This is a genomic window from Thalassococcus sp. (assembly GCF_982780845.1).
In genome coordinates this window covers 266,234-288,411 of record NZ_CEYADA010000003.1, presented here as the reverse complement: position 1 = coordinate 288,411, position 22,178 = coordinate 266,234, and the positions used below count along the sequence as shown (strand labels likewise).

Here is a 22,178-nt window from a genome sequence, read left to right as displayed (position 1 = left end):
GTGTGTAGGGACGCGGGTTCAGACCGGTGTAGTTCAGACGCTGCTGGTTGGACTTAACCGCACGCAGCATCAGGCCGAAGGGCGAACGGAAAATCCGGATCGCGATGTAGAACGCAACCAGCATGATGACCGAGCAGAAGTAGTAGCCAACGTTGAACGTGAACTTCCACGCGCCGACGGTCAGCTGAGTGCTGTCGCGCATTTCCATGCCGAACAGGCTGGGAACCGGAATGTTGCCGTCCGTGGAGGACGCCATGCTCAGGATGCGCGGATCGTCCAGTGCCAGCTGCAGGCCAGTTTCACCACCTGTGATCGGTGTCAGAACCGAATAGGCAAGGGCGAACATCATCTGCGCAAACGCCAGTGTCAGGATCGAGAAGTAGATACCCGAGCGACGGAGCGAGATGTAGCCGATCAGCAAAGCGAACAAGCCGGACATGATGACCGCCAGAATGATCGCCGGAATGACGTTCATGCTGAGCAGTTTGAACATCCAGACCGCAGCGTAGGAACCGATACCCAGAAACGCTGCGTGACCGAAGGACAGGTAGCCTGTCAGGCCGAACAGAATGTTAAAGCCGATTGCAAAGATACCGAAGATCACAAAGCGCTGCATCAGATCTGGGTAGCCCGCGTTGAACTGGGCCAGAGCCGAGCCATCGGGGAAGGGGTTCAGGATAAACGGTGCAAAGATGGTCAGCACCGCGACGAGGATAAGAAGAGACGCGTCTTTCTTTTCGAGACCGAACATGGATCAGTCCTCCATCACGCCCTTGCGACCCATAAGGCCCCGCGGACGAGTAAGTAGAATGATGATAGCGACCAGATAGATGATGACCTGGTTGATGCCGGGGATGAAGTCGATGACTTCGCGCATCGAGGCAAAGCTTTCGAGAATGCCAAGCAGGAAGCCCGCCAGAACAGCGCCCGGAAGCGAACCCATGCCGCCCACAACGACCACAACAAAGCTAAGAACCAAGAAGTCCATGCCCATGTGATAGTTTGGTGGGTTGATCGGTACGTACATCACACCGGCAAGGCCAGCGACTGCTGCCGCAAGACCGAACATGATGGTAAAGCGACGGTCGATGTTGATGCCCAGCAGGCCAACTGTTTCACGGTCAGCCATACCGGCGCGAACGACCATGCCGAATGTTGTGAACTGCAGGAAGGCAAATACGGCACCGATGATCACAACCGCAAAGCAGAAGTAAACCAGACGCCAGTACGGGTAGATGATGATGTTCGGATCAAAACCGATCATCGTGCCGAAATCGAAGCTACCTTTAAAGGCTTCGGGGGCAGGTGTCGGGATCGGGTTCGCACCGTAGAAGTATTTGATGATTTCCTGCAAAACGATCGCAAGGCCGAACGTCACAAGGATCTGGTCAGCGTGCGGACGCTTGTAGAAGTGTTTGATCAGGCCACGCTCCATGATCACACCAACGGCGATCATCACAGGAATGGCAAACAGGATGGCGAGCGGTACGGACCAGTCAATGATCGCGTTGCCGGCGCTTTCGCCGAAGATGTCATAGACGTAGGGAACATCGACTTGCAGGGGTTTGCCCAAAAAGTCGGTTCTGGTTTCGTCGATGACAGTGTGGCTGAGTGTCAGGATGCGGTTCAGCGTCACAGCGCAGAATGCACCGATCATGAAGAGCGCGCCGTGGGCGAAGTTAACAACGCCAAGTGTGCCGAAGATCAGCGTCAGACCCAGTGCGATCAGCGCATATGCTGACCCTTTGTCGAGTCCGTTCAGGATTTGCAGGATTAATGCGTCCATTGTCCCACCCTTTTGCGGTCGGATTGCGGAAAGATTGAACCCCCGCGTCAACAGGGGGGCAGTCAGGGAGAAGCGGTGTTCGGGTGGGCATTGCTGCCCACCCGGAAGTTTTGCTTATGCGCCGGGGTTGCAGGTGCCCAGTTCGCCGCCAAAGATGGAAGCGTCGTAAGTAACCTGACCGACCGGAGTAACTTCAACGATCTCGAGAAGGTCGAACTCGGAAGTCGGGTTCTCTTTACCCTTCACAACCAGAACGTCTTTGAAGCACTGGTGGTCTTCGGCACGGTACAGTGTCTTACCGTTGCCCATACCGTCGAACTCGAAGTCTTCCAGAGCTTCTGCAACGGCACACGGGTTGAACGAACCTGCGCGCTGAACCGCGTCTGCGTACAGCATCGCCTGAACGTAGCATGTGTGCGCAGCCTGGCTCGGCGGGAAGCCGTACTTTTCACCGAAGGACTTAACGAACTGCTTGGAGCCCTCGTCCTGCAGCGACCAGTGCCAGTTTGTCGAACCGAAGATGCCTTTAACGTTGGCACCAGCACCCTTCGCCATCAGGCGCGAGTACAGCGGAACAACGATTTCGAAGTTCTTGCCGTTAACCTGCTTTTCACGCAGACCGAACTGAACCGCGTTTGTCAGCGAGTTCACCATGTTACCGCCGTAGTGGTTCAGAACCAGAACGTCGGCACCGGACTGCAGAACAGGTGCGATGTAGGACGAGAAGTCAGTCTGTGTCAGCGGTGTTTTAACCGCAGCTACAGTTTCCCAGCCCATCGCTTCTGTGGATGTGCGGACGGCTTCTTCTGTGGTGTAACCCCAGTTGTAGTCCGCTGTCAGGTGGTAAGCCTTACGGTCTGTGCCGTAGTTCTTGCCCAGGATCGGAGCCAGAGCAGCACCGGACATGTAAGAGTTGAAGAAGTGACGGAAGCCGTTCGCCTTCTTGTCCTTACCTGTGGTGTCGTTCGAGTGTGTCAGACCGGCCATGAAGATGACGCCAGCTTCCTGACACAGAGCCTGAACCGCAACCGCAACGCCGGAGGACGAACCGCCGGTGATCATTACAGCGCCGTCTTTTTCGATCATGGACTTCGCAGAGGCGCGAGCCGCGTCGGACTTTGTCTGTGTGTCGCCTGTGACGTACTCGACCTTCTTGCCAAGGATACCTGTACCCTCAAGCGCTTTGGACGAGAATGTGTTCATCAGGCCGCCGTCGCCGCCACCGTTCAGGTGCTCAACAGCAAGTTCGTAGGCGCGCAGTTCGTCTGCGCCTTCGTCCGCATACGCACCGGTTTGCGGTACGTTGAAGCCGAATGTGACAGTGCTACCTGTCGGAGCGTTGGTAAAGCCTTCGTGGCCAGCCGCCGACAGATATGTCGGAAGCGCGAGGCCGGCACCAGCTACAGCACCGGTCTGGATCACGCCGCGGCGTGTCAGATTCAATTTGGACATAGAAATCCTCCCTAGGTGATTTGCATTTGCGGCTCCTCTTTTCCGCAAACGCGCGCACTAGTGTGCAAAGTCAGTATGTGTTGGAGAAAGAAAATTGCGCAACAACTGCTTTTTATACTTCAATTTTTTTGTCAATTAATGAACAGTATACTTCAGTAAACTGTAAATTTACTTACGCCGCGCCGCAGAAGTGCGTTGAAGAGTCAGGAAAAATTGATGGCACGGGACACGCTAACCGGAAGTCGAATACGCGAACGTCGCGTCATGGCAGGTCTGAAGCAGGCTGAATTGGCCAGCGCAGCGGGAATTTCGGCCTCATATCTCAATCTAATTGAACATAATCGACGCGGAATCGGCGGTAAGCTTCTTCTCGATATCGCCGAAGTTCTGGGCGTAGAACCGGCCTTGCTTAGCGAAGGGGCCGAGGCGACGTTGATCGCTGCACTGCGCGAGGCCGCGTCCGATCCAAAGGCTGCGCCGGTTGAAGTGGACCGCGTCGACGAGTTCGCAGGGCGCTTTCCGGGTTGGGCAGGGCTGTTGTCAGACAACCGCCGCCGCATCGCGTCGCTTGAACGGACCGTTGAAACGCTGTCCGACCGCTTGACGCACGATCCGCATCTGGCGGCTTCTTTGCATGAGATGCTGTCAACGGTGACCTCGATCCGGTCGACGGCCTCTATTCTGAACGATCCAGCGGACCTGAGCCCTGAATGGAGCGCCCGTTTCCACCGCAACGTTTATGAAGACGCCACACGTCTTGCCGAAACCAGCCGCGCGCTGGTGGGCTATCTTGAAGCCTCAGGTGATGCCTCGTCTGAGGCAAGCGCGCCGCAGGATGAAATGGATGCGGTTCTGGCCAGCGCCGGTTATTTTCTTGAGCCTCTGGAGCACAGCCCCGACGGCATCTCGGATCTATCTGAAACCTTGGGTGTCGAACTGTCGGCGGATGCGCGCACTTTGTTAGATGCACACCTGAGCCGCTATGCCAGCGATGCAGAGCAACTGCCGCACGAAATTCTGGCCCCCAAAATGCTGGCGGGCGAAACGGACCCATTTGCAATCGCAGCAGCGCTGCGTCTATCGCCCGGTCTGGTCATGCGCCGCATGGCGATTTTGTCGGGCTCGGTTCTGGACGATGATTTCGGTTTGGCGCTTTGCGATGGTACGGGCACGTTGACTTATCGCAAGCCTCTTCAGGATTTTTCATTGCCGCGCTTTGGTGCTGGCTGCCCGCTATGGCCGCTTTATTCCGCTTTGTGCGCGCCGGGGATGCCGATCATGCGGTTGATCGCCCAGCCCGGTGCGACAGATCGTCAGATCAAGGCGTTCGCCTATGCCGAAGACACGCAAGCGCCCGCTTTGGATGGCGCGCGGCTGCTGAAAGTTCATATGCTGATGGTCCCCGTGCCCTTTGGTGCGGCAGACGAAAAGACCGAAGCAGTGGGTGTTTCGTGCCGGATTTGTCCACGCAATGACTGTGCCGGGCGCCGCGAGCCTTCAATTTTGTCGACAGGACAATGATTGGATTTTTGACAGATCGCGTCAGGCAGGTAATAAATTAGGGGTCGCCCACGCGTGAGGCCCGTGAAAGCGGGGCGGGGTGACAGGGGAGGAACATCGTGAATGCCAAAACATTTGCTACTGATCGAGGATGAGCCGAATATCATCGAAGCGATCAGTTTCATTCTAAGCCGTGACGGCTGGTCCGTCAGGGCCCATTCGGATGGCACGAATGCGGTTGAAACCGCATCGCGCCTGAAACCGGATGTGATTATTCTGGATGTCATGCTGCCGGGAAAAAGTGGTTATGATATCTTACGTGAAATCCGGGAAGAGCCTGATATCTCAGGGATTCCTGTGCTTATGCTGACCGCCCGCGGTCAGACCAAGGATCGCGAACTTGCTGAAAAGGCAGGTGCCAGCCGGTTCATGACCAAGCCGTTTTCCAACGCGGATGTCGTTGAAGCTGTTCGGGCGCTTGCCCTGCAGCCATGATCGACGACGAGGAAAAGGCCGGGTTACCTGTTTTTCTGGAGCGGCGCAGTTACCGCCGCAGAAGGCTTCATGACGCGGCGCGTTTGTTGCCGGTGCTGGGGCTGTTGGGGTGGATGGTGCCGCTTTTGTGGTCAGTTGATTCTGCCAAGGCGCCCGCTTCGTCCAATGTTCTGACCTATGTTTTTCTGGTCTGGGCCGCGCTGATCAGCGCGTGTTTCCTGATTTCATCCCGTATGTCGCGCAACGAGCGCGCCAATCAGGACACTCAGGGCGGACGGGACGGGCAGCAATGACCTCGTTCAACGCCCTTCTGGCCATTTGTCTGGCCTACGTCTTTTTCCTTTTTGTTGTGGCCTTCGTGGCTGAACGATCCGCGATGCAGGGCCGCGTGCGTTGGTTGCGCTCGCCCGTGGTCTATACGCTGTCGCTGTCGATTTACTGTACCGCGTGGACGTTTTACGGCGCGGTGGGCTCTGCTGCACGAAACGGCATTGAATATGTGGCGATCTATCTGGGGCCAAGCCTTGTGATGATCGGCTGGTTCTGGGCGGTGCGAAAGCTGGTGCGCATCGGACGCAGCCAGCGCATCACCTCTATCGCTGATCTTATTTCGTCGCGTTATGGCAAGTCGAACTTCCTTGCCATGTGCGTGACGATCTTCTTCGTTCTGGGGACAACGCCCTATATCGCTCTGCAGCTGCAGTCTGTGACGCTCAGCTTTGAGGTTTTCGGGCTTGCGGAAAGCGTGTCTGGCGGGGGCGATCCCAAGACGCGCACGGCCTTTTGGGTTGCGATCGGTCTTGCCATTTTTACCGTCTTCTTCGGCACCCGAAATCTGGATGCGAACGAACGGCACCACGGCGTTGTGATGGCGATTGCGGTCGAGGCGGTGGTGAAGCTTGCCGCGCTTCTGTCTGTCGGCATTTTCGTTGTCTGGGGGCTGTCTGATGGCATTCCGGACATCCTCGAACGCATCGACGCATCGGAGATCGGCATCTGGCAGGTCGATGGCGGTCGCTGGGCCGGTATTACGTTTTTGTCTGCTGCGGCGTTTCTGTGCCTGCCGCGCATGTTTCAGGTTCTGGTCGTCGAGGCCGCTGATGATGCGCACCTGAGAACGGCCAGCTGGGCCTTTCCGACGTACCTGATGCTGATGTCGTTGTTCGTTGTGCCAATCGCGGTTGTCGGGCTTGATCTGCTGCCCGCAGGGTCAAACCCTGACCTGTTTGTTCTGACGTTGCCGCTGAGCCAAGGATACGAAGGGCTGGCTGTTCTGTCGTTCTTGGGCGGGTTTTCATCGGCAACGTCGATGGTGATCGTGGTGGCCATCGCGCTGTCGACCATGGTGTCGAACCATATCGTAATGCCGATCTGGCTGCGGCTGACCGGGGTGGGGGCGACCATGTCGGGCGACGTGCGCTATGTCGTTCTGACTGCACGGCGCGTGTCGATCGCTTTGGTCGTGATGCTGGGATACGCCTATTATAAACTGTCAGGCGGCGGCAGCGCATTGTCCGCGATTGGTCTGGTTTCTTTCGTGGGCGTGTCGCAGGTCTTGCCTGCAATGCTGGGCGGTATTTTCTGGCGTGGGGCGACGCGAGCAGGGGCCATCGCAGCGGTCGTGACGGGCTTTTCGATCTGGACCTATTCGCTTTTCCTTCCGTCATTGGGCGATGGCGTGATTTTTTCGGCCCAGATGATGTCGCAAGGTCCGTGGGGCATCGACTGGCTGCGACCCCAAGCGCTATTCGGCATTGAAAATATCGATCCGCTTCTGCACACGCTGTTCTGGAGCATGATGCTGAACACAATTGCCTTTTTCGTGTTCTCGATCATCAGTTTTCCGGGCCCAATCGAACGGCTTCAAGGCGCGCAATTCGTCAATATCTTCCAGCATTCCGCCAGCCCGCGTAGTTGGTCGGCAGGGGTCGCGCAGACCGAGGATCTGTTGATCATGGCGCAGCGCATTCTGGGGGCCGCCGACGCCCTCGCGTTGTTCGAGCGTGAGGCCAACAGGCAAAAGGTGTCCGGTGATTTGCCCGAACCCACACCCGATTTCCTTCAGGTCCTTGAACGTGAACTTGCGGGCTCTGTGGGGGCTGCGACAGCGCACGCAATGGTCGGCCAGATCGTGGGTGGCCATTCTGTTTCGGTCGAGGACCTGATGGCCGTGGCCGACGAATCCGCGCAGCTTATGGAATATTCATCCCGACTGGAAACTCAGTCCGCTGAACTGACACGAACGGCCCGGAAGCTGAGGGAGGCAAATGACAAGCTGACGCGCCTTTCGGTCCAGAAAGACGCGTTCCTAAGCCAGATCAGTCATGAACTCAGAACTCCTATGTCCTCGATCCGCGCGTTTTCGGAAATCCTGCGGGACGGACGTGATCTGGATGGTGCCGAGCAAAGCAAGTTTTCGTCCATCATCCATGACGAAGCGATCCGCCTGACGCGCCTTTTGGACGATCTTCTGGATCTGAGCGTTCTGGAAAACGCCAAGGTCAGCCTGAACGTACAGCGCGGGCGTCTGGGGGACCTTCTGGATCGGGCCGAGGCCGCAGCGGCCAGCAATGCGGATGGCGGGCTTTCTATTCGGATCACCCGCAACCGTGATGCCGAGGACGTCTGGGTGCAGACCGATCTGGATCGCTTGACGCAGGTCTTTATCAACCTGCTGAGCAATGCGCGCAAATACTGCGAGGCGGATGATCCCGAACTGACGATCACGATCAGCCAGAAAGACGGGCAGGTCCGGATCGATTTTGTCGACAACGGCAAGGGGATCAGCATCGAAGCCCGCGATATGATCTTTGAAAAGTTCGCGCGGATTGGCGAACAAAAGGCAGGTGGAGCGGGGCTTGGGCTTGCGATTTGCCGTGAAATCATGGCGCGTCTGGACGGTGAGATCGTGTATCTGCCAACCACCAAAGGCGCGGGGTTCCGGCTTACACTGCCTTTGGAAATGGCTTTGGCCGCACAATAAGCCGTGATTTTTCCGTGCATTTCCCGGTGCGGGAAAGCTTTTGCTAACGATATTTAGCGAAAACCGTTGGTGCGTACGACGGCACAGGCACCAGATGGACATCAATACCCACAGGCAGATCATTCTGAAAAAGGCATCGACGACCCGTCGCATGGCGGATCTTTCAGATTTGCCCGTGGATAAGGCCTTGGAACGAGCGCTTTCCACGACGGCACGGGATTTGTGGGGCCTGGTACTGGATGTCGCGTCAGTTTCTCAGAATGTGCTGTTGCAGGACGAATGCGGCGATGTGCTGGGAACGGACCGTTTGTTTCTGTCGTTGAAGGGACAGCACGGCGGTTTGGGCTTTGCCTCGATCGACGCTGATCTGCATTCGGCTATCGTCGAAAGCCAAACCATAGGTCAGGTTACCGGCGCGCCCCCTGAAAAACGTGGCTTTACCAGCATTGATGCAATGCTTGCCGCGCCGTTCGTAGACGGGGTTATGACGCGCCTGTCCATGGCGCTTGCCCGGCCTGAGGCATCTTCGGATTTCTGCGGGTTTGGGGTTGGGGAACGGCTTGAAAACGGCCGCGCCGCGCGGTTGTTGATGGGCGCGGTTGCGTATCGTCAGGTCAATGCAACGGTCGAACTGGCCTCGGGGCTACGAAAGGGTGTTCTGACGTTGCTGGTCCCCACCGAACCGCCGCACCAGCCCGTGGAAGAGGACAAGCCGGTTCATCTGTCAGATGACATGCTGATGGAGCTTAACGTCTGCTTTGATGCAGTGCTGTGCAAATTGAAGATGCCCTTGCAGCAGCTACACGAATTAAGCGTGGGCGATCGGTTGCCCTTGCCAAAGAATGTCGAGCAGACGGTCGAGTTAATGGCGCGGGACCGGTCGGGCTTTGGCTCGGGTCAATTGGGGCGTCTGGATGGCCAGCGGGCGTTCCGCATCGATGAGGACTCGCCCCTGATTGCGCATCTGAAAGAAGAAGAGGCCGACGACGCCGAAATCGCGCAGGTCGGGGCAGTGCCGGAAAAACAGGCGCTGCCCGCCGAGTAAGGGGCGCTTATTGCTGGGACAGGGCGTCCAGCGTCGGGCGCAGACCGGCCAGATCATAGCCGGCGTTCGCCGCTGTCTGCAAAATCTCGTCCGTGCTCATCTTGCCGACCTGACCGAAGGCCCAAACAACAGTGCAGCGCGTGCCGGATGCACAATAGGCCAGAACCGGGCCTTCGCCCTCGGCCGCAAACGCCGCCTGTTTGGCCACGTTTTCAGGTGTCATCGTCTGGTGGGTCAGGGGAAGCACGTCATATGCGATGCCTGCTTCTGCCAAAGCCGCGCCAATGGTTGCGGATTGGTGGCTGGGCGGAACCTCGGCATCGGGCCGGTTGCAGATGACTTTCTTGAAACCAGCAGCTTGCAATGCGGGGATGTCCTCGACCGAAATCTGAGGCGAAACGTGATAGCGGGGTGTGACCTGACGGATATCCATAAAACCGCATTAGCGCCCTGCGAATGTTCTGTCTAGATTCTACGATGACGGGCCGACAGGTTGGCGCATTTTCCCGCCTGAAACTGCGTGGTTTTGGCCGCGCAACACTGCCTGCGAAGTGATTCGTTCGCCTATTGCCTGATTCGCGATTTTGCCGTCTAATATCGCCAAAACCAAAAAGCAGAGCGCAAGCGCCAGCAGTGGCCGCAATTAAGGACAGGCATTTGTCAGAGTTAGTAGTTTCATCCGTGACAAACGGTGTGGCGGTATTGGCGTTGCACAATCCTCCGTTCAACGCCCTGACGGCCCCGCTTCGCACTGCTTTGTCAGAGGCCCTTTCCAACGCATTGGCCGATGATGCCGTCACCCAGATTGCCATTATGGGGCAGGGCAACGGTTTTTGTACTGCAGCGAACTTGCATGAGCTGGACGACCCGTTTGACCAGCCCGATTTGTCGGAACTGGCGCGGCAGATCGAAGATTGTTCAAAGCCCGTGGTCGCGGTTCTGCATGGCGCGGTTTTGTGGGGCGGGCTGGATCTGGTCTTGGCGGCGCATTACCGGATCGCGCATCGCGGGACGCGCGTGGGCGCGCCCGAGGTGCGGCTTGGGATTGTTCCTTTTGGTGGTGCGACGCAAAGGCTGCCCCGCCTGATCGGCGCGGCGGCGGCCCTGGATATTCTGGTGGGTGGCCAATCCCATGCGGTTGACCGGATGCCTGCGCAGGGGATCGTGGACGCCCTGTTTGCCTCGGACGACCCGCAGGCCGAAGCCATCAAGTTTTGCGAAACGCTGCAAAAAGACGGGCGTGGACCACGAAAGACCTCGGACGCCACGCGCGGGTTCATTGATGCGGCAGGCTATCAGGACGTGATCCAGGCCCGCCGGGCGCGACTTGCGGCACTTCCGGAAAGCGCCCCTGTGGCCATTCTGGATTGCGTCGAGGCGGCACAGTTGCTTCCGATTTATGCAGGATTGGCGCTTGAGGGCCAGACGTTCGAAGATCTGCGTCAGGGGGATCAATCCAAGGCGCTGCGCCGTGCCTTTGTGGCCGAGCGGAAAGCAGGGCAGCTTGCGCGACCACAAACCGATCAACCGATTCCGCGGTATAATGTGCTGGGCATTCTGGGGGGCGGATCGCTCGCCTCGCATCTGGCTATCGCGGCATTGCATTCTGGCATGAAGGTACGCTGGGGCACAAAGAATCCCGAAGTCTTAAAGCGCGGTTTTGCACAGATCGACGGGTTTTACCGCCAGTCGATCAAGCTGAAACGCATCAGCGAGGACCGCGCCAAAGCCGAGTTGGGCAATCTCGCCATGGGGGACGCCGAAGAGATGGCCAAAGGCTGTGACGTGATCCTTCACGCCGCGCGTGGCCAAAGCGGTGTTCCCGGCCCCGAAGGCGCGGCCCGGATCAAGGCGTTTCCGGATCAGGTAAACTCGGTCGCGCTGCGGTTCGCCCCGCCAGCACACATGCATGGGCTGGTCGAGATTTTGCAGGGTCCGGAGGCATCCGAAGATGACCTTATGGCGTGCTACGCTTTGGTCCACCGGATGAACAAAACGCCCATCCGCGTGAAATCCCAAGGGGGCAGCGTGGTCGGACGTATGATGGCGTCGCTGCATCGGATGGCCGATATCCTCGTCGATTTGGGGCAGTCGCCCTATGATATCGACACTGCCTTGAACGCTTGGGGCTGGCGCGCGGCGCCGTTCGCCACACGCGATGGACGCGGGCTTGAGGAATTTGCCACGGCACCAAGGGCCGAGGCGGGGCGCAACTGGTCGGCCTATCTGGTGGCCAACGGGCGCAAAGGGCGCGGCGACGGCGGCGGGTTCTACGGCATCGGTGAGAACGGCAGCCTTGTGCCGGATAAAGCGGTGCTTGACCTGATCAATGCGACACGCGTTCCCAAGAAAAAGATGCCGGACGACGAGATCGTGGAAACGATTTTGGCGGCGATGGCGAATGAAACGATGCGGATGCTGGAAAACAAAATGGTGTCGCATCCGTTGATCGTCGACACTGCGATGATCAAGGGGCAGTCGTTTCCCAGATGGCGCGGCGGGCCAATGGTTGCCGCAGATCTGATCGGTCTATTCCGCCTGAAGCGGCGTCTTGATGTGCTGGATCATCCTGACACGGCGTTTTTTGAACCGCGCAACGGTTGGCAGAACCTGATCAAGAATGGTCGGAATTTCAACGATCTAAACTAGACCGTTTTAGCCAAGAAAAATGCCCACGATCACCATCATCAGGCCGATCACGGACAGAAACAGCGCGCCAAGGTTCAGGGGCACAACCTTTTGAATGGCAGCGCGCAACTCTTCGTCGGTTTGGCTGGCTTTCTTGGCTTTGGCGACTTTCAGGATGCACCAGACCAGACCGACAAGCCCGACCACGGAAACGACAGTGCCTGCCCAAATCAACATGTCCATTTGGTATCCCCTGAATTTGTTGTGCGCCGTAGGCGGTAATTGATCACAACCGCGCTCGCAACCCCTTGATGGTCGGGGCGGGCTTGGGTATCCCAACATCTGATCGGCAGGAGACAGCTATGAACGACGAAACATCATCGAACAGTTACGGCGTTGCCGCAGGCGAATTGCGCCAGTTCATCGAGCGTTACGAACGCCTCGAGAGCGAGAAAAAAGACATTGCCGATGCCCAGAAAGAGGTGATGGCCGAGGCGAAAGGCCGTGGCTATGACACCAAGGTCATGCGCAAGGTCATCGCGCTGCGCAAGCGCGACGCCAACGACATCGCCGAAGAAGAGGCGGTACTGGACATGTACAAAGCCGCTTTGGGCATGGCCTGATTTTATAGGCCTTCTGAACGCTTAAGACAGCCGCGCGCTTTCGTCATCGAGAGTGCGCGGTTTGTGTTTGGCCCCTTGCAATGCTGCGGCCTCATCGACGCCGTCCAAAGCAGCGGTGGCAACGGCGGACAAACTGAAGGTCGGGACCGTTGCAATCCCCTTCAATGCGGCACGTCCCAAGGCGTGAACGGCCAGATAGATGGATTGCGCGCCGACAACGCCCGCGCCATCGGCCGGAATGCCGGTCGAAATTGCCTCGCAGGCGGTGACATCTTTCGAAATGTAGGACCGGCATATCATCGGACGTGCATCGTAGATGCGGCACATGCGCGTTTCGGGATCAAGTGACGGGCAGGCACGGGGATGCCAGGCGCGGCCATCAGACCCCTTGGGAAGCTGCGATAGCGCGGCATGTACATTGCGCGCCTCGGCCTCGGTGATGACTCCACCGTCTTCTCCCGCCAGAATACAGCAAAACGCACAGCCCGACGCGCAGGCAATGTCGCCAAACGGGCCGTCAGGTTTTTCCGCCGCTGCCGCCAGATCGGCCCCGCCAATGCGCAACGCTGGAAGCCCCTGCTGGATTTGTCGCGCCAGTTCCTGAACAGGAATGTTCTGCGCCTGCGCGTGATCCAGATAGACCAGCAGCAGATTGCGCGCGCGGTCCACTGTCGCAGACACCGTGCTTTTCAAACGCGCTTTTTCCAGCCGTTTGCGCAGCGTTGCATAGTCAACGGCCTTGGCTTTGCTCATGTGGTGATCACTGTGACACCGGGAACGCGTTCTATTTCCCACATGTCGTCATCATAGGTTTCGGTCAGTGTGTCGACCATCGCTTCGTTCCAGCCCGGAATGTCGAGTTCTTCTTCGATCTCGTCCTCGATGGCGTATTTGTCGAGAAACGCCACCATGACACGGCGTTTTTGCCGTTCGTTGATGGTCGGGTGCTGCGCCAGATACGAGCGGAAGCGCTTCATCCCTTCAACAGACATGATTTGCGACAGAAGATCGAACGAGCCCGCGATCTTCTGGGTGATTTCGATCCCCGCCATTTCGCGCATGATCTGACCCCAAATCAGGGGCGTATCTTCGTTGAACCAAACCGTCAGAGAGACGTCGGGATGTGCGTTGCGCAGGCGTTTCAGGAAATCCGACCAAAGAAAATCGCGCGGGTCCAAGCCGCCCATAAAGTCTTCGAAACTAGGCTGCGGCACGTCGTTGAACATCGCGGGCAACCACGTCGCTGGGTTGCGCAGCCCGATGAACAACTCGATCTCGTCGCCTTTGAACAGCGACTTCAGCGCGCCAATGCGTTCTTCGGCTTTGCGATAGGGGATGCCCCCCTGCATGGAAATTTTGGGTACGCCAAAGATGTGCTGATGGCTTAGAAGGATGCGGCTGACGTGTTCCGGATCGTCTGTCAGCAATTCATCCAGCATGATTTCGCGGGCATCAGGGGCGGGTGCCGCATTGGTCAGCGAATGGGCGGCTTCGCCCAACAAAGTTTTGTAGCGCGCAGGCCCTGGAACGGCGACGCCGTGCTCTCTGAATGACGGCGCATTGCGCTGCAATCCCTTCAGAAGACGGCCTTCGTCGGTAAAGTGCACTCCGGTGTGTAAGATTACCTGCATGCGGGGGTCTTTTTGTTGCCTGTTGCTTGGACTATAAACGCTTTTGCTGGCAGTCAAACAGCTTTCCGCCAAGAACGGCCGCACTTAGGTATAGGCGAAACAGACCAGAACTATGGCAGTGACAGACATCCAAGCCGGCACACACGCTAAAAAACGCGAATGGCTGAACCCGTGGTCCATCGGGGCCATGATTATTGCGGCAATCGTTCTGTTGCCGATCCTGAGCGTCGTGTTTCTGGCGATGTTTCCCAAGGAAAACATCTGGCCGCATCTGATTTCGACAACATTGCCCCGCTATCTGACAACGACAGGCGTGTTGATGTCTGGCGTGGGGTTGATGACGGCCTGCATGGGCACGGGTGCCGCATGGATGGTGACCCGCTACGAGTTTCCCCTACGCAAGTGGTTGCAATGGCTGCTTCTTTTGCCCTTGGCGATCCCCGCCTATGTGGGGGCTTACGCGCTGGTGGATCTTCTGGAATATGCCGGACCGGTGCAAAGCGCGCTGCGGGCCGTGTTCGGCTGGCAATCGGCCCGCGATTACTGGTTCCCTGAAATAAGGTCGATGGGTGCGGCTATTCTTGTGTTGTCGGCCTCGCTTTATCCCTATGTTTACCTGCTGACACGTGCGGCATTCCGCGAACAATCCGGCAGCGCCGAGGAAGTCGCGCGCAGCCTTGGGGCAGGGCCGTTCAAACGGTTCCTGCGTGTTGGCCTGCCATTGGCGCGTCCTGCCATCGCGGCAGGTGTCGCCGTAGTGATGATGGAAACGGTCAATGATTTCGGCACGGTGGACTATTTCGCGGTTCAGACGCTGACCACCGGCATCTTCTCGGTCTGGCTGCAGTCGGGCAACGCTGGCGGGGCCGCGCAGATTGCGTGTGTTGTGCTTGCTTTGATCGTGATCCTTGTGACGCTGGAACGGTATTCGCGTCGCAAGATGCGCTTCTTTAACCTGTCGACCCGCCATCGACCGCCCGAGCATGTGAAACTGCACGGGTTTGCGGCGGTGTTTGCCACCGTCGCCTGTACTATCCCGTTCCTGATGGGCTTTGTGCTGCCTGCAGGTGTCATTCTGAAACACGCCTTGGCCAACGCCGAGGAATGGGCCGACCCCAAGCTATTCAGCGCGACGGCCAATACGCTTACAGTGGGCGGCATTGCCGCCGTGCTGACGGTTCTGGGCGGCGTGTTCATGGTTTACGGCGTGCGCATCAGCCGCCGCACCTTGCCCCGCCTTTTGATGCCAGTGACCAGCATTGGATACGCCGCACCGGGCGCGGTTCTGGGTGTGGGCATTCTGATCCCGCTGGCAGTGCTAGATCATGGGTTGGCGGATTTGGTTGAAAACACCACTGGTATCGACATTGGCCTGATCCTGACCGGATCGGCCTTTGCGTTGGTTCTGGCCTACACAGTGCGCTTCTTTGCGATCGCACAAGGTGCGGCAGACGCAGCAATGGGGCGGGTTTCACCGAACCTGTCGCTGGCCGCACGGTCCTTGGGTAAAGATCAAGGCCAGACCCTGCGCTTGGTCTATTTCCCGATGATGCGCGCCTCGATCGCGTCGGCGCTGCTGCTGGTGTTCGTGGACAGCGTTAAGGAACTGCCCGCGACCTTGCTTCTGCGCCCGTTCAACTATGACACGCTTGCGACGCGCGTGCATGAGCAGGCCAGCCTTGAAAACCTTGGTGGCGCGGCCCCGGCTGCGGTTCTGGTGATTTTGGTCGGGTTGTTTGCTGTGGCGCTTTTGGCGCGGGCGAACCGCTAGGGGTTAGCGCACCACCATTTCGTCAGCGCGGATCAGGCCCAGCACGTCGCGGGCCTGTTCATCCAGCAGATCCAGATCAAGATAGTCGTCCGACAACCGCTGCGTCAGGTTTTCCATGCTGGACACTTCGGCGTTCAATGCTGCCAGTTCCTGTTCCAGCTTCTGCGCATCCACTTCGATTTCCGCACGACGGAACAGGCCGTAGTCCCCTTGGACCGCGGCAAACGTGAAGTACGCGCCAATGCTGATTGCGCCTGCAAAATAGACAAGCGCCCCAAGCGCGGGGCGGTTTTTGGAGTAGGTCATGCTCTGCCTCATTGCGCCTTTTGCGGCGCTTTGGCGTGAGTATGCCAAAAAAAAGCAGGGATGTGAATCCCCGCCGTTCAAATTCGATTCGTTTGGATTAACCCAGTGCCGCAACACCCGGCAAAACCTTGCCTTCCATCCATTCAAGGAAGGCACCGCCAGCGGTCGAGATATAGGTGAAATCCTTGGCTGCATCGGCCTTGTTCAGGGCCGCAACCGTGTCACCGCCACCTGCGACAGACACCAGTTTGCCAGCGCGCGACAGGGCCGCCGCATGGGCCGCTGCTGCGTTTGTGGCTGTGTCGAAGGGCGCGATTTCAAAGGCACCCAGCGGACCGTTCCAGATCAGCGTTTTGGCGTTGTCCAAAGCGGCTGTGATCTTGGCCACGGCATCGGGGCCCGCATCAAGGATCATCGCATCGGCGGGGCAGGCGTCATTGGCGACGGTTTCGTTGTCTGCGCCTGCTTTGAATTCACGCGCGACAACGACATCACTGGGCAACAGGATTTCACAGTTCAGGCCGCTGGCCTTTTCCATGATCTCTTTCGCGGTGCCGGTCATGTCGTGTTCGCACAGCGACTTGCCCACATCGATGCCTTTGGCCGCAAGGAACGTGTTCGCCATGCCGCCGCAGATCACCAGCACGTCGACCTTTTCGATCAGGTTCGACAGCAGATCCAGCTTGGTCGACACTTTCGCGCCGCCCACAACGGCGACAACGGGGCGTTCAGGGGCACCAAGGGCCGCTTCCAACGCCGACAGTTCGGCCTGCATCAGGCGACCTGCGCAAGCGGGCAGCAGTTTGGCCAGACCTTCGGTCGAGGCGTGGGCGCGGTGTGCGGCCGAGAACGCATCGTTGCAATACACATCGCCAAGTGCCGCCATTTCCTTGGCCAACTCGGGATCATTCTTTTCCTCGCCTGCGTGGAAGCGGGTGTTTTCCAGCAGAACAACCTGACCGGCCTGCGCGGCGGCAATCGCGGCTTCGGCCGCAGGGCCACGGCTATCGGCGACAAAGATCACGTCTTTGCCGATCGCCTTTTCCAGAGCGGGCACCAGTTGCTGCAGGCTCATTTCGGGAACAACTTTGCCTTTGGGGCGGCCAAAGTGGGCCAGAAGGACAGGAACGCCACCATTTCCGATGATGTCCTGAACCGTGGGAACAATCCGTTCGATCCGTGTGGCGTCCGTCACGCGCCCGTCCTCGACCGGTACGTTGATGTCCACGCGCGTCAGAACGCGCTTCCCGTCAAGGTCCATATCGTCGAGTGTTTTCCAGGCCATGTCGATCTCCTCAGATTTGTCGCAGGTTTGGCGGTTTGGTCCCCGAAGGTCAATGCGCCTCACTTGTGAAGACCGCGTGACAGGGCTACGTAGGGAAGAAATTTGCCAAGGGAGCAAGACATGGCCGACTACAAGGACCCCGAAAACACAATCCTGATGGAGCTGAAAGACGGCACCGTCGTTATCGAACTTCTGCCCGACGTTGCGCCGGAGCACAGCGCGCGCATGAAAGAACTGGCGCGTTCCGGTCAGTACGACAACGTGGCCTTCCACCGCGTGATCGACGGTTTCATGGCGCAGACAGGCGACGTGGCCAACGGCAACATGGAAAAGGATTTCAACTTGCGTTTGGCGGGTACAGGGGGGTCCGATCTGCCGAACCTGCCTGCTGAATTCTCGAAACTGCCGCATGACCGTGGCACGTTGGGTGCGGCGCGTAGCCAGAACCCGAACTCGGCAAACTCGCAGTTCTTCATCAACTTCAAGGACAACCACTTCCTGAACGGTCAGTATACCGTTTACGGTCGCGTAGTGTCCGGCATGGAGCACGTCGACGCCATCACACGTGGCGAGCCGCCTGCATCCCCCGACCGCATGATCAGCGTCAAGGTTGCTGCAGATGTATAAGCTGGCAGCTCTTCTGAGCCTTCTGGCGGTACCTGCGGGTGCCACAGGGCTTGAGATTGACGTCACAGGCGAAGCCAACGGCACAATCGTTATCGACCTGTTCGAGGACGTCGCGCCGAACCACGTTGAGCAGATCACTGCGCTGGCATCCGAGGGTGCCTACAATGATGTGGTCTTTCACCGTGTGATTGACGGCTTCATGGCGCAAACAGGCGACGTCGAATTCGGTAAGCCGGGCATGGACATGCGCATGGCGGGTACTGGCGGATCAAACCGCCCCGATCTTCAGGCAGAGTTTTCTGACCTGAACTTCGAACGTGGCGTGATCGGCATGGCCCGCGCGCGCAGCCCGCATTCGGCGAACTCGCAGTTCTTCATCATGTTCGCACCTGCGCCGCACTTGAACGGCCAGTATACCATCGTTGGTCAGGTGACCGAGGGCATGGATGTGGTCGATGCGATCAAAAAGGGCGCTGGCCCGAACGGTGCTGTGATCGGTGAACCCGATCGCATGTCCGCGGTCCGTGTCACAGAATAAGCCTTCGTTAAATCGAAGCTGGAAAGGGCGGGAGTTTTCCCGCCCTTTTTGTTTGGCCATTGATCACCGTCGCTTCAACTTTCTGTAGGTCTACTTGAGCGAATCCATCGCTGTGCAATGCTTAAGGCAGCTTTGCGCAGGAGGACGCAGGATGCGGTGGGTATTTGTCTGGCTTTTGTGGTGCGGCGCGGCCTTGGCCGATCCGTCATTCTGGAAACACGAATGGCCTGACACGGATTTCGGCAAAACCAGCGTCAGTAGTTGGGCCAATATCCTGTCAGGCGGGCCGGGCAAGGATGGCATTCCTGCACTGGATGATCCGCAGTGGGTGGACGTGAACCAGAAACAGGGGCTGGAACCGCGCGAACCGGTGATCACGCTGGCACCCGATGGCGCGCGCGCCCGTGCCTATCCCCTGCGCTATCTGATGTGGCATGAGATCGTAAATGACAGCGTCGGTGGCGTGTCTGTGGCCGTCACCTATTGCCCGCTTTGCAACTCTGCCATCGTGTTCGACCGTCGCGTCGCTGGGCAGGTTCTGAGCTTTGGCGTCACGGGCAAGCTGCGCAACTCGGACATGATCATGTACGACCGCGAAACGCAAAGCTGGTGGCAGCAGGCCTTGGGGCAGGGGATTGTTGGTGATCTCACCGGCACCACGCTGAACACGTTGCCTAGTTGGATGGAAAGCTGGGAGGCGTTTCAAGCCGCGCATCCCGATGGGTTGGTGATGGCCGAGCCCGCCTTCCCCCGATCCTACGGCACCAACCCATATCGCCGCTATGACACGTCACAGCGTCCGTTCCTGTATTCGGGCGATCCGCCGCCACATGGCATCCCTGCGTTGGAACGCGTGGTTAGGGTGGGCGACAGGGCTTGGCCGATGTCACGATTGGCGAAAGAGGGCAAGATCACCGAGGCTGGCATCACACTGATCTGGGCAGACACGCAAGCCTCGGCCCTAGACACAGATGCGATCGGCAGTGGCCGCGACGTCGGCGCGATCCGTGTCAAAAATGAAAAAGGCAAAGACATTGCACATGACGTGCTGTTTGCCTTTGCCTTTCATGCATTCTGGCCCAAAGGCCAGTGGATGCTGGATTAAGACAGCTTGACCAATGCGTGGCGCTTTTTACCCGCGCTCAGCTTGACAGGCGAAGACAGAGCCGCTGCGTCCAGCATCAGGCCCGCGTTGGTCAGCGGTTCGTCGTCGATCTTGGCGCCGTTTTCCGCGATCAGACGCTTGGCGTCTTTGCCGGATTTAGCCAGACCGGATTTGACCAGCACCTGAACGATGGAAATGCCATCGCCCAGTTCGTCCGCAGTCAGTTCCAGCGTCGGCAGGTCATCACCAACACCGCCTTTTTCAAACACTTCGCGCGCGGTGGCTTCGGCAGCAGCAGCGGCCTCGGCACCGTGACAAAGCGTTGTGACCTCATTCGCAAGCACGATCTTGGCGTCGTTGATCTCGGATCCTGCCAGCGCGCCAAGGCGTTCGCATTCGTCCAGAGGAAGCTCTGTATAAAGCTTCAGGAAACGGCCAACATCGGCGTCGGTCGTGTTCCGCCAGAACTGCCAGAATTCATAGGGCGAGCGCATATCGGCGTTCAGCCAAACCGCGCCGTCCTGCGATTTGCCCATCTTTTTGCCGTCAGAGGTGGTCAGCAGCGGCGACGTCAGGCCGAAAATCTGCTGATCGATCACGCGGCGCGTCAGGTCGATCCCGTTAACGATGTTGCCCCACTGGTCCGACCCGCCGAACTGCACCAGACAGCCGTAGCGACGGTTCAGTTCAAGGAAGTCATAGGCCTGAAGGATCATGTAGTTGAATTCAAGGAACGACAGCGACTGTTCGCGGTCCAGACGGGACTTCACCGATTCAAACGACAGCATACGGTTGACGCTGAAATGCCGCCCGATGTCCCGCAGGAACTCGAGGTAGTTCAGATCGTCCAGCCATTCCGCGTTGTTCAGCATCAACGCGCCTGTGGGGCCGTCGTCGTAGCTGATGTATTTCGCAAACACTTGCTTGATGCCATCGATGTTGCTGTCGATCTGTTCAGGCGTCAGAAGCGGGCGCTCATCTGCGCGGAAGGACGGATCGCCGACCTTGGTCGTGCCACCGCCCATGAGCGTGATCGGCTTGTGGCCGGTCTTTTGCAGCCAGCGCAGCATCATGATCTGGATCAGGCTGCCCACGTGGAGTGATTTGGCTGTGGCGTCAAAACCGATATAACCCGGCACCACCCCAGCAACCAAAGCGTCATCAAGGCCTTGATAATCCGTGCAATCGGCCAGAAAGCCGCGTTCCATCATGACGCGCATGAAGTCGGATTTGGGATGGTAGGTCATCGTATTTCCCCGTTATAGTTCGCAGCATCGTATAAGACCGGGGCGCGCTAAGGTGAAGGGTAAGTTGCAACAAGAACCGATATGGGCTTTGGGGGCCATGTCGGGCACCTCTTTGGACGGTGTCGATGCGGCGATGATCCTGACAGACGGGGATCAGATTATCGAATTCGGCGATGCCGATTATCGCGCTTACAGCGACGCGGAACGGCAAGTTCTGAAAGATGCGCTGGGCAAGTGGCCCGAGGACGACACCCAAGCTGCGCTGGACGTGATCCAGACCGCGCACACCGAGGTTCTGGCCGGTTTTGACGGCGCCCAGATCGTGGGGTTTCATGGCCAGACGCTGGCCCATGATCCGCGTGGGCGTGGGACGCATCAGATCGGTGACGGCGCCGCTTTGGCCGAGGCGCTGGGCGTTACAACGGTTTGGGATTTTCGCTCAACTGACGTGGAGCTTGGCGGCGAAGGCGCGCCACTGGCCCCGTATTTCCACTTTGCCTGCGCAAAATGGATCAAGGCCACTGCGCCAGTCGCATTTCTGAACCTTGGTGGCGTGGGCAACCTGACGTGGGTTGATCCGAGTCTCCCGAAACCGGATGCCGAAGGGGCCTGTCTGGCCTTTGATACCGGCCCCGCAAACGCACCGATTAATGATCTGATGATGGAGCGCTGCGGATTGCCCTACGACAAAGACGGCGCGTTGGCCTCCAAAGGTAAGGTTGTCGATGGGGCGCTAGAGCTGTTTCTTGAGGAACCCTATTTCCGCCGCATGCCGCCCAAGTCCTTGGACCGCGATGATTTCGGTCTGATGCTGGATCTGGTCCGCGAGTTGGATGATGGGGATGCCGCCGCGACCATGACCGCCATGTCTGCCGCCGCTGTGATGCAGGCGATGGAACATTGCCCGACTGTGCCAGAGCGTTTGCTCGTCACCGGCGGCGGGCGGCATAACCCTGTGATGATGGCAATGCTTCAGGCCGGTCTGGATTGCGATGTGCTGCCGGTCGAGGATGTGGACCTTAACGGTGATATGCTTGAGGCGCAGGCATTCGGCTATCTGGCCGTGCGTGTTTTGCGCGGGCTGCCAACATCCGGGCCATCGACCACAGGCGTGCGCGCCGCTGTCGGCGGCGGCAAGATCAGCAGGGTGTAACCG

General features: G+C 58.4%; 22 protein-coding genes. 12 read left to right on the top strand and 10 right to left on the bottom strand.

Annotated elements, in window-relative coordinates:
* The 3 genes from AC4FIA_RS05500 to AC4FIA_RS05490 all read right to left on the bottom strand — a co-directional run.
* A partial coding sequence (locus AC4FIA_RS05500; protein ID WP_490365006.1) for a branched-chain amino acid ABC transporter permease occupies positions 1–751 on the bottom strand: 751 nt, incomplete at its 3' end.
* 3 nt (positions 752–754) lie between these two features.
* A complete protein-coding gene (locus AC4FIA_RS05495; protein ID WP_103908687.1) occupies positions 755–1,786 on the bottom strand; it encodes a branched-chain amino acid ABC transporter permease in 1,032 nt (343 codons plus the stop codon).
* A gap of 114 nt (positions 1,787–1,900) precedes the next feature.
* A complete protein-coding gene (locus AC4FIA_RS05490) occupies positions 1,901–3,238 on the bottom strand; it encodes a substrate-binding protein (RefSeq protein WP_103908686.1) in 1,338 nt (445 codons plus the stop codon).
* Between the two features lie 216 nt (positions 3,239–3,454).
* Here AC4FIA_RS05490 and AC4FIA_RS05485 point away from each other — a divergent pair, with 216 nt between their 5' ends.
* The 5 genes from AC4FIA_RS05485 to AC4FIA_RS05465 all read left to right on the top strand — a co-directional run bounded on the left by AC4FIA_RS05485 (position 3,455) and on the right by AC4FIA_RS05465 (position 9,261).
* Entirely contained in the window at positions 3,455–4,759 is a 1,305-nt protein-coding gene (locus AC4FIA_RS05485) for a helix-turn-helix domain-containing protein (RefSeq protein WP_490365005.1), read from the top strand.
* 102 nt (positions 4,760–4,861) lie between these two features.
* Positions 4,862–5,233 (top strand): response regulator transcription factor, encoded by a 372-nt coding sequence (locus AC4FIA_RS05480; RefSeq protein WP_103908684.1) that lies wholly within the window; start codon positions 4,862–4,864, stop codon positions 5,231–5,233.
* A complete protein-coding gene (locus AC4FIA_RS05475) occupies positions 5,230–5,526 on the top strand; it encodes a hypothetical protein (RefSeq protein WP_490365004.1) in 297 nt (98 codons plus the stop codon). The genes AC4FIA_RS05480 and AC4FIA_RS05475 overlap by 4 nt, the downstream gene beginning before the upstream one ends.
* Positions 5,523–8,216, top strand: a complete 2,694-nt coding sequence (locus tag AC4FIA_RS05470; RefSeq protein ID WP_490365003.1) for an ATP-binding protein — start codon at positions 5,523–5,525, stop codon at positions 8,214–8,216. The genes AC4FIA_RS05475 and AC4FIA_RS05470 overlap by 4 nt, the downstream gene beginning before the upstream one ends.
* A 94-nt stretch (positions 8,217–8,310) precedes the next feature.
* A complete protein-coding gene (locus AC4FIA_RS05465) occupies positions 8,311–9,261 on the top strand; it encodes a flagellar motor switch protein FliM (RefSeq protein ID WP_490365002.1) in 951 nt (316 codons plus the stop codon).
* Between the two features lie 7 nt (positions 9,262–9,268).
* On the opposite strand, the gene AC4FIA_RS05460 is transcribed toward AC4FIA_RS05465, so the two are convergent.
* Positions 9,269–9,694: a protein tyrosine phosphatase family protein gene (locus AC4FIA_RS05460; RefSeq protein ID WP_490365001.1), complete on the bottom strand. Its 426-nt coding sequence runs from the start codon at positions 9,692–9,694 to the stop codon at positions 9,269–9,271.
* A gap of 224 nt (positions 9,695–9,918) precedes the next feature.
* Between AC4FIA_RS05460 and AC4FIA_RS05455 the strand changes: the two genes are divergently transcribed.
* Positions 9,919–11,910, top strand: coding sequence for an enoyl-CoA hydratase-related protein (locus AC4FIA_RS05455; protein WP_490365000.1), 1,992 nt, complete (start codon positions 9,919–9,921; stop codon positions 11,908–11,910).
* Between the two features lie 6 nt (positions 11,911–11,916).
* Here AC4FIA_RS05455 and AC4FIA_RS05450 read toward each other — a convergent pair whose 3' ends face one another.
* Positions 11,917–12,132: a hypothetical protein gene (locus AC4FIA_RS05450; protein WP_103908678.1), complete on the bottom strand. Its 216-nt coding sequence runs from the start codon at positions 12,130–12,132 to the stop codon at positions 11,917–11,919.
* Positions 12,133–12,251: 119 nt separating this feature from the next.
* Here AC4FIA_RS05450 and AC4FIA_RS05445 point away from each other — a divergent pair, with 119 nt between their 5' ends.
* Complete coding sequence (locus tag AC4FIA_RS05445) at positions 12,252–12,512, top strand: DUF2312 domain-containing protein (RefSeq protein ID WP_287473251.1); 261 nt, start codon at positions 12,252–12,254, stop codon at positions 12,510–12,512.
* A gap of 21 nt (positions 12,513–12,533) precedes the next feature.
* Here the strand turns inward: AC4FIA_RS05445 and AC4FIA_RS05440 are convergent, their stop codons facing one another.
* Together AC4FIA_RS05440 and AC4FIA_RS05435 are read right to left on the bottom strand one after the other, a co-directional pair.
* Complete coding sequence (locus AC4FIA_RS05440) at positions 12,534–13,265, bottom strand: YkgJ family cysteine cluster protein (protein ID WP_490364999.1); 732 nt, start codon at positions 13,263–13,265, stop codon at positions 12,534–12,536.
* On the bottom strand, positions 13,262–14,143 hold the full coding sequence (locus tag AC4FIA_RS05435; RefSeq protein ID WP_490364998.1) for a hypothetical protein: 882 nt from the start codon (positions 14,141–14,143) through the stop codon (positions 13,262–13,264). Before AC4FIA_RS05435 ends, AC4FIA_RS05440 begins: the two co-directional genes overlap by 4 nt.
* A gap of 112 nt (positions 14,144–14,255) precedes the next feature.
* Here AC4FIA_RS05435 and AC4FIA_RS05430 point away from each other — a divergent pair, with 112 nt between their 5' ends.
* Positions 14,256–15,914: an ABC transporter permease gene (locus AC4FIA_RS05430; RefSeq protein ID WP_490364997.1), complete on the top strand. Its 1,659-nt coding sequence runs from the start codon at positions 14,256–14,258 to the stop codon at positions 15,912–15,914.
* A gap of 3 nt (positions 15,915–15,917) precedes the next feature.
* Here the strand turns inward: AC4FIA_RS05430 and AC4FIA_RS05425 are convergent, their stop codons facing one another.
* Positions 15,918–16,220, bottom strand: a complete 303-nt coding sequence (locus AC4FIA_RS05425) for an FtsB family cell division protein (protein WP_490364996.1) — start codon at positions 16,218–16,220, stop codon at positions 15,918–15,920.
* 97 nt (positions 16,221–16,317) lie between these two features.
* Positions 16,318–17,505, bottom strand: a complete 1,188-nt coding sequence (locus AC4FIA_RS05420) for a phosphoglycerate kinase (protein WP_490364995.1) — start codon at positions 17,503–17,505, stop codon at positions 16,318–16,320.
* A gap of 120 nt (positions 17,506–17,625) precedes the next feature.
* On the opposite strand from AC4FIA_RS05420, the gene AC4FIA_RS05415 reads away from it, so the two are divergent.
* From AC4FIA_RS05415 to AC4FIA_RS05405, 3 genes are all read left to right on the top strand, one after another.
* The gene (locus tag AC4FIA_RS05415) at positions 17,626–18,132 is read left to right on the top strand and encodes a peptidylprolyl isomerase (RefSeq protein ID WP_490364994.1); all 507 of its coding nucleotides are present in this window, start codon (positions 17,626–17,628) and stop codon (positions 18,130–18,132) included.
* On the top strand, positions 18,125–18,670 hold the full coding sequence (locus tag AC4FIA_RS05410; protein WP_490364993.1) for a peptidylprolyl isomerase: 546 nt from the start codon (positions 18,125–18,127) through the stop codon (positions 18,668–18,670). The genes AC4FIA_RS05415 and AC4FIA_RS05410 overlap by 8 nt, the downstream gene beginning before the upstream one ends.
* Before the next feature lie 151 nt (positions 18,671–18,821).
* Positions 18,822–19,775 (top strand): DUF3179 domain-containing protein, encoded by a 954-nt coding sequence (locus tag AC4FIA_RS05405; protein WP_490364992.1) that lies wholly within the window; start codon positions 18,822–18,824, stop codon positions 19,773–19,775.
* Here AC4FIA_RS05405 and tyrS read toward each other — a convergent pair.
* Positions 19,772–21,022, bottom strand: a complete 1,251-nt coding sequence (gene tyrS / locus AC4FIA_RS05400; RefSeq protein WP_103908668.1) for a tyrosine--tRNA ligase — start codon at positions 21,020–21,022, stop codon at positions 19,772–19,774. The two genes, AC4FIA_RS05405 and tyrS, sit on opposite strands and share 4 nt — an antisense overlap.
* Before the next feature lie 97 nt (positions 21,023–21,119).
* Between tyrS and AC4FIA_RS05395 the strand changes: the two genes are divergently transcribed.
* The gene (locus tag AC4FIA_RS05395) at positions 21,120–22,175 is read left to right on the top strand and encodes an anhydro-N-acetylmuramic acid kinase (protein WP_490365010.1); all 1,056 of its coding nucleotides are present in this window, start codon (positions 21,120–21,122) and stop codon (positions 22,173–22,175) included.
* Positions 22,176–22,178: the final 3 nt, after the last annotated feature.

Bases quoted from the DNA above. Each gene is read 5' to 3' on its own strand.
- AC4FIA_RS05450 (WP_103908678.1), bottom strand. From the start codon at position 12,132: ATGGACATGTTGATTTGGGCAGGCACTGTCGTTTCCGTGGTCGGGCTT.
- AC4FIA_RS05415 (WP_490364994.1), top strand. From the start codon at position 17,626: ATGGCCGACTACAAGGACCCCGAAAACACAATCCTGATGGAGCTGAAA.
- tyrS (WP_103908668.1), bottom strand. From the start codon at position 21,022: ATGACCTACCATCCCAAATCCGACTTCATGCGCGTCATGATGGAACGC.
- AC4FIA_RS05460 (WP_490365001.1), bottom strand. From the start codon at position 9,694: ATGGATATCCGTCAGGTCACACCCCGCTATCACGTTTCGCCTCAGATT.
- AC4FIA_RS05410 (WP_490364993.1), top strand. From the start codon at position 18,125: ATGTATAAGCTGGCAGCTCTTCTGAGCCTTCTGGCGGTACCTGCGGGT.
- AC4FIA_RS05465 (WP_490365002.1), top strand. From the start codon at position 8,311: ATGGACATCAATACCCACAGGCAGATCATTCTGAAAAAGGCATCGACG.
- AC4FIA_RS05495 (WP_103908687.1), bottom strand. From the start codon at position 1,786: ATGGACGCATTAATCCTGCAAATCCTGAACGGACTCGACAAAGGGTCA.
- AC4FIA_RS05395 (WP_490365010.1), top strand. From the start codon at position 21,120: ATGTCGGGCACCTCTTTGGACGGTGTCGATGCGGCGATGATCCTGACA.
- AC4FIA_RS05440 (WP_490364999.1), bottom strand. From the start codon at position 13,265: ATGAGCAAAGCCAAGGCCGTTGACTATGCAACGCTGCGCAAACGGCTG.
- AC4FIA_RS05470 (WP_490365003.1), top strand. From the start codon at position 5,523: ATGACCTCGTTCAACGCCCTTCTGGCCATTTGTCTGGCCTACGTCTTT.
- AC4FIA_RS05420 (WP_490364995.1), bottom strand. From the start codon at position 17,505: ATGGCCTGGAAAACACTCGACGATATGGACCTTGACGGGAAGCGCGTT.
- AC4FIA_RS05425 (WP_490364996.1), bottom strand. From the start codon at position 16,220: ATGACCTACTCCAAAAACCGCCCCGCGCTTGGGGCGCTTGTCTATTTT.
- AC4FIA_RS05490 (WP_103908686.1), bottom strand. From the start codon at position 3,238: ATGTCCAAATTGAATCTGACACGCCGCGGCGTGATCCAGACCGGTGCT.
- AC4FIA_RS05445 (WP_287473251.1), top strand. From the start codon at position 12,252: ATGAACGACGAAACATCATCGAACAGTTACGGCGTTGCCGCAGGCGAA.
- AC4FIA_RS05485 (WP_490365005.1), top strand. From the start codon at position 3,455: ATGGCACGGGACACGCTAACCGGAAGTCGAATACGCGAACGTCGCGTC.
- AC4FIA_RS05475 (WP_490365004.1), top strand. From the start codon at position 5,230: ATGATCGACGACGAGGAAAAGGCCGGGTTACCTGTTTTTCTGGAGCGG.
- AC4FIA_RS05435 (WP_490364998.1), bottom strand. From the start codon at position 14,143: ATGCAGGTAATCTTACACACCGGAGTGCACTTTACCGACGAAGGCCGT.
- AC4FIA_RS05430 (WP_490364997.1), top strand. From the start codon at position 14,256: ATGGCAGTGACAGACATCCAAGCCGGCACACACGCTAAAAAACGCGAA.
- AC4FIA_RS05405 (WP_490364992.1), top strand. From the start codon at position 18,822: ATGCGGTGGGTATTTGTCTGGCTTTTGTGGTGCGGCGCGGCCTTGGCC.
- AC4FIA_RS05480 (WP_103908684.1), top strand. From the start codon at position 4,862: ATGCCAAAACATTTGCTACTGATCGAGGATGAGCCGAATATCATCGAA.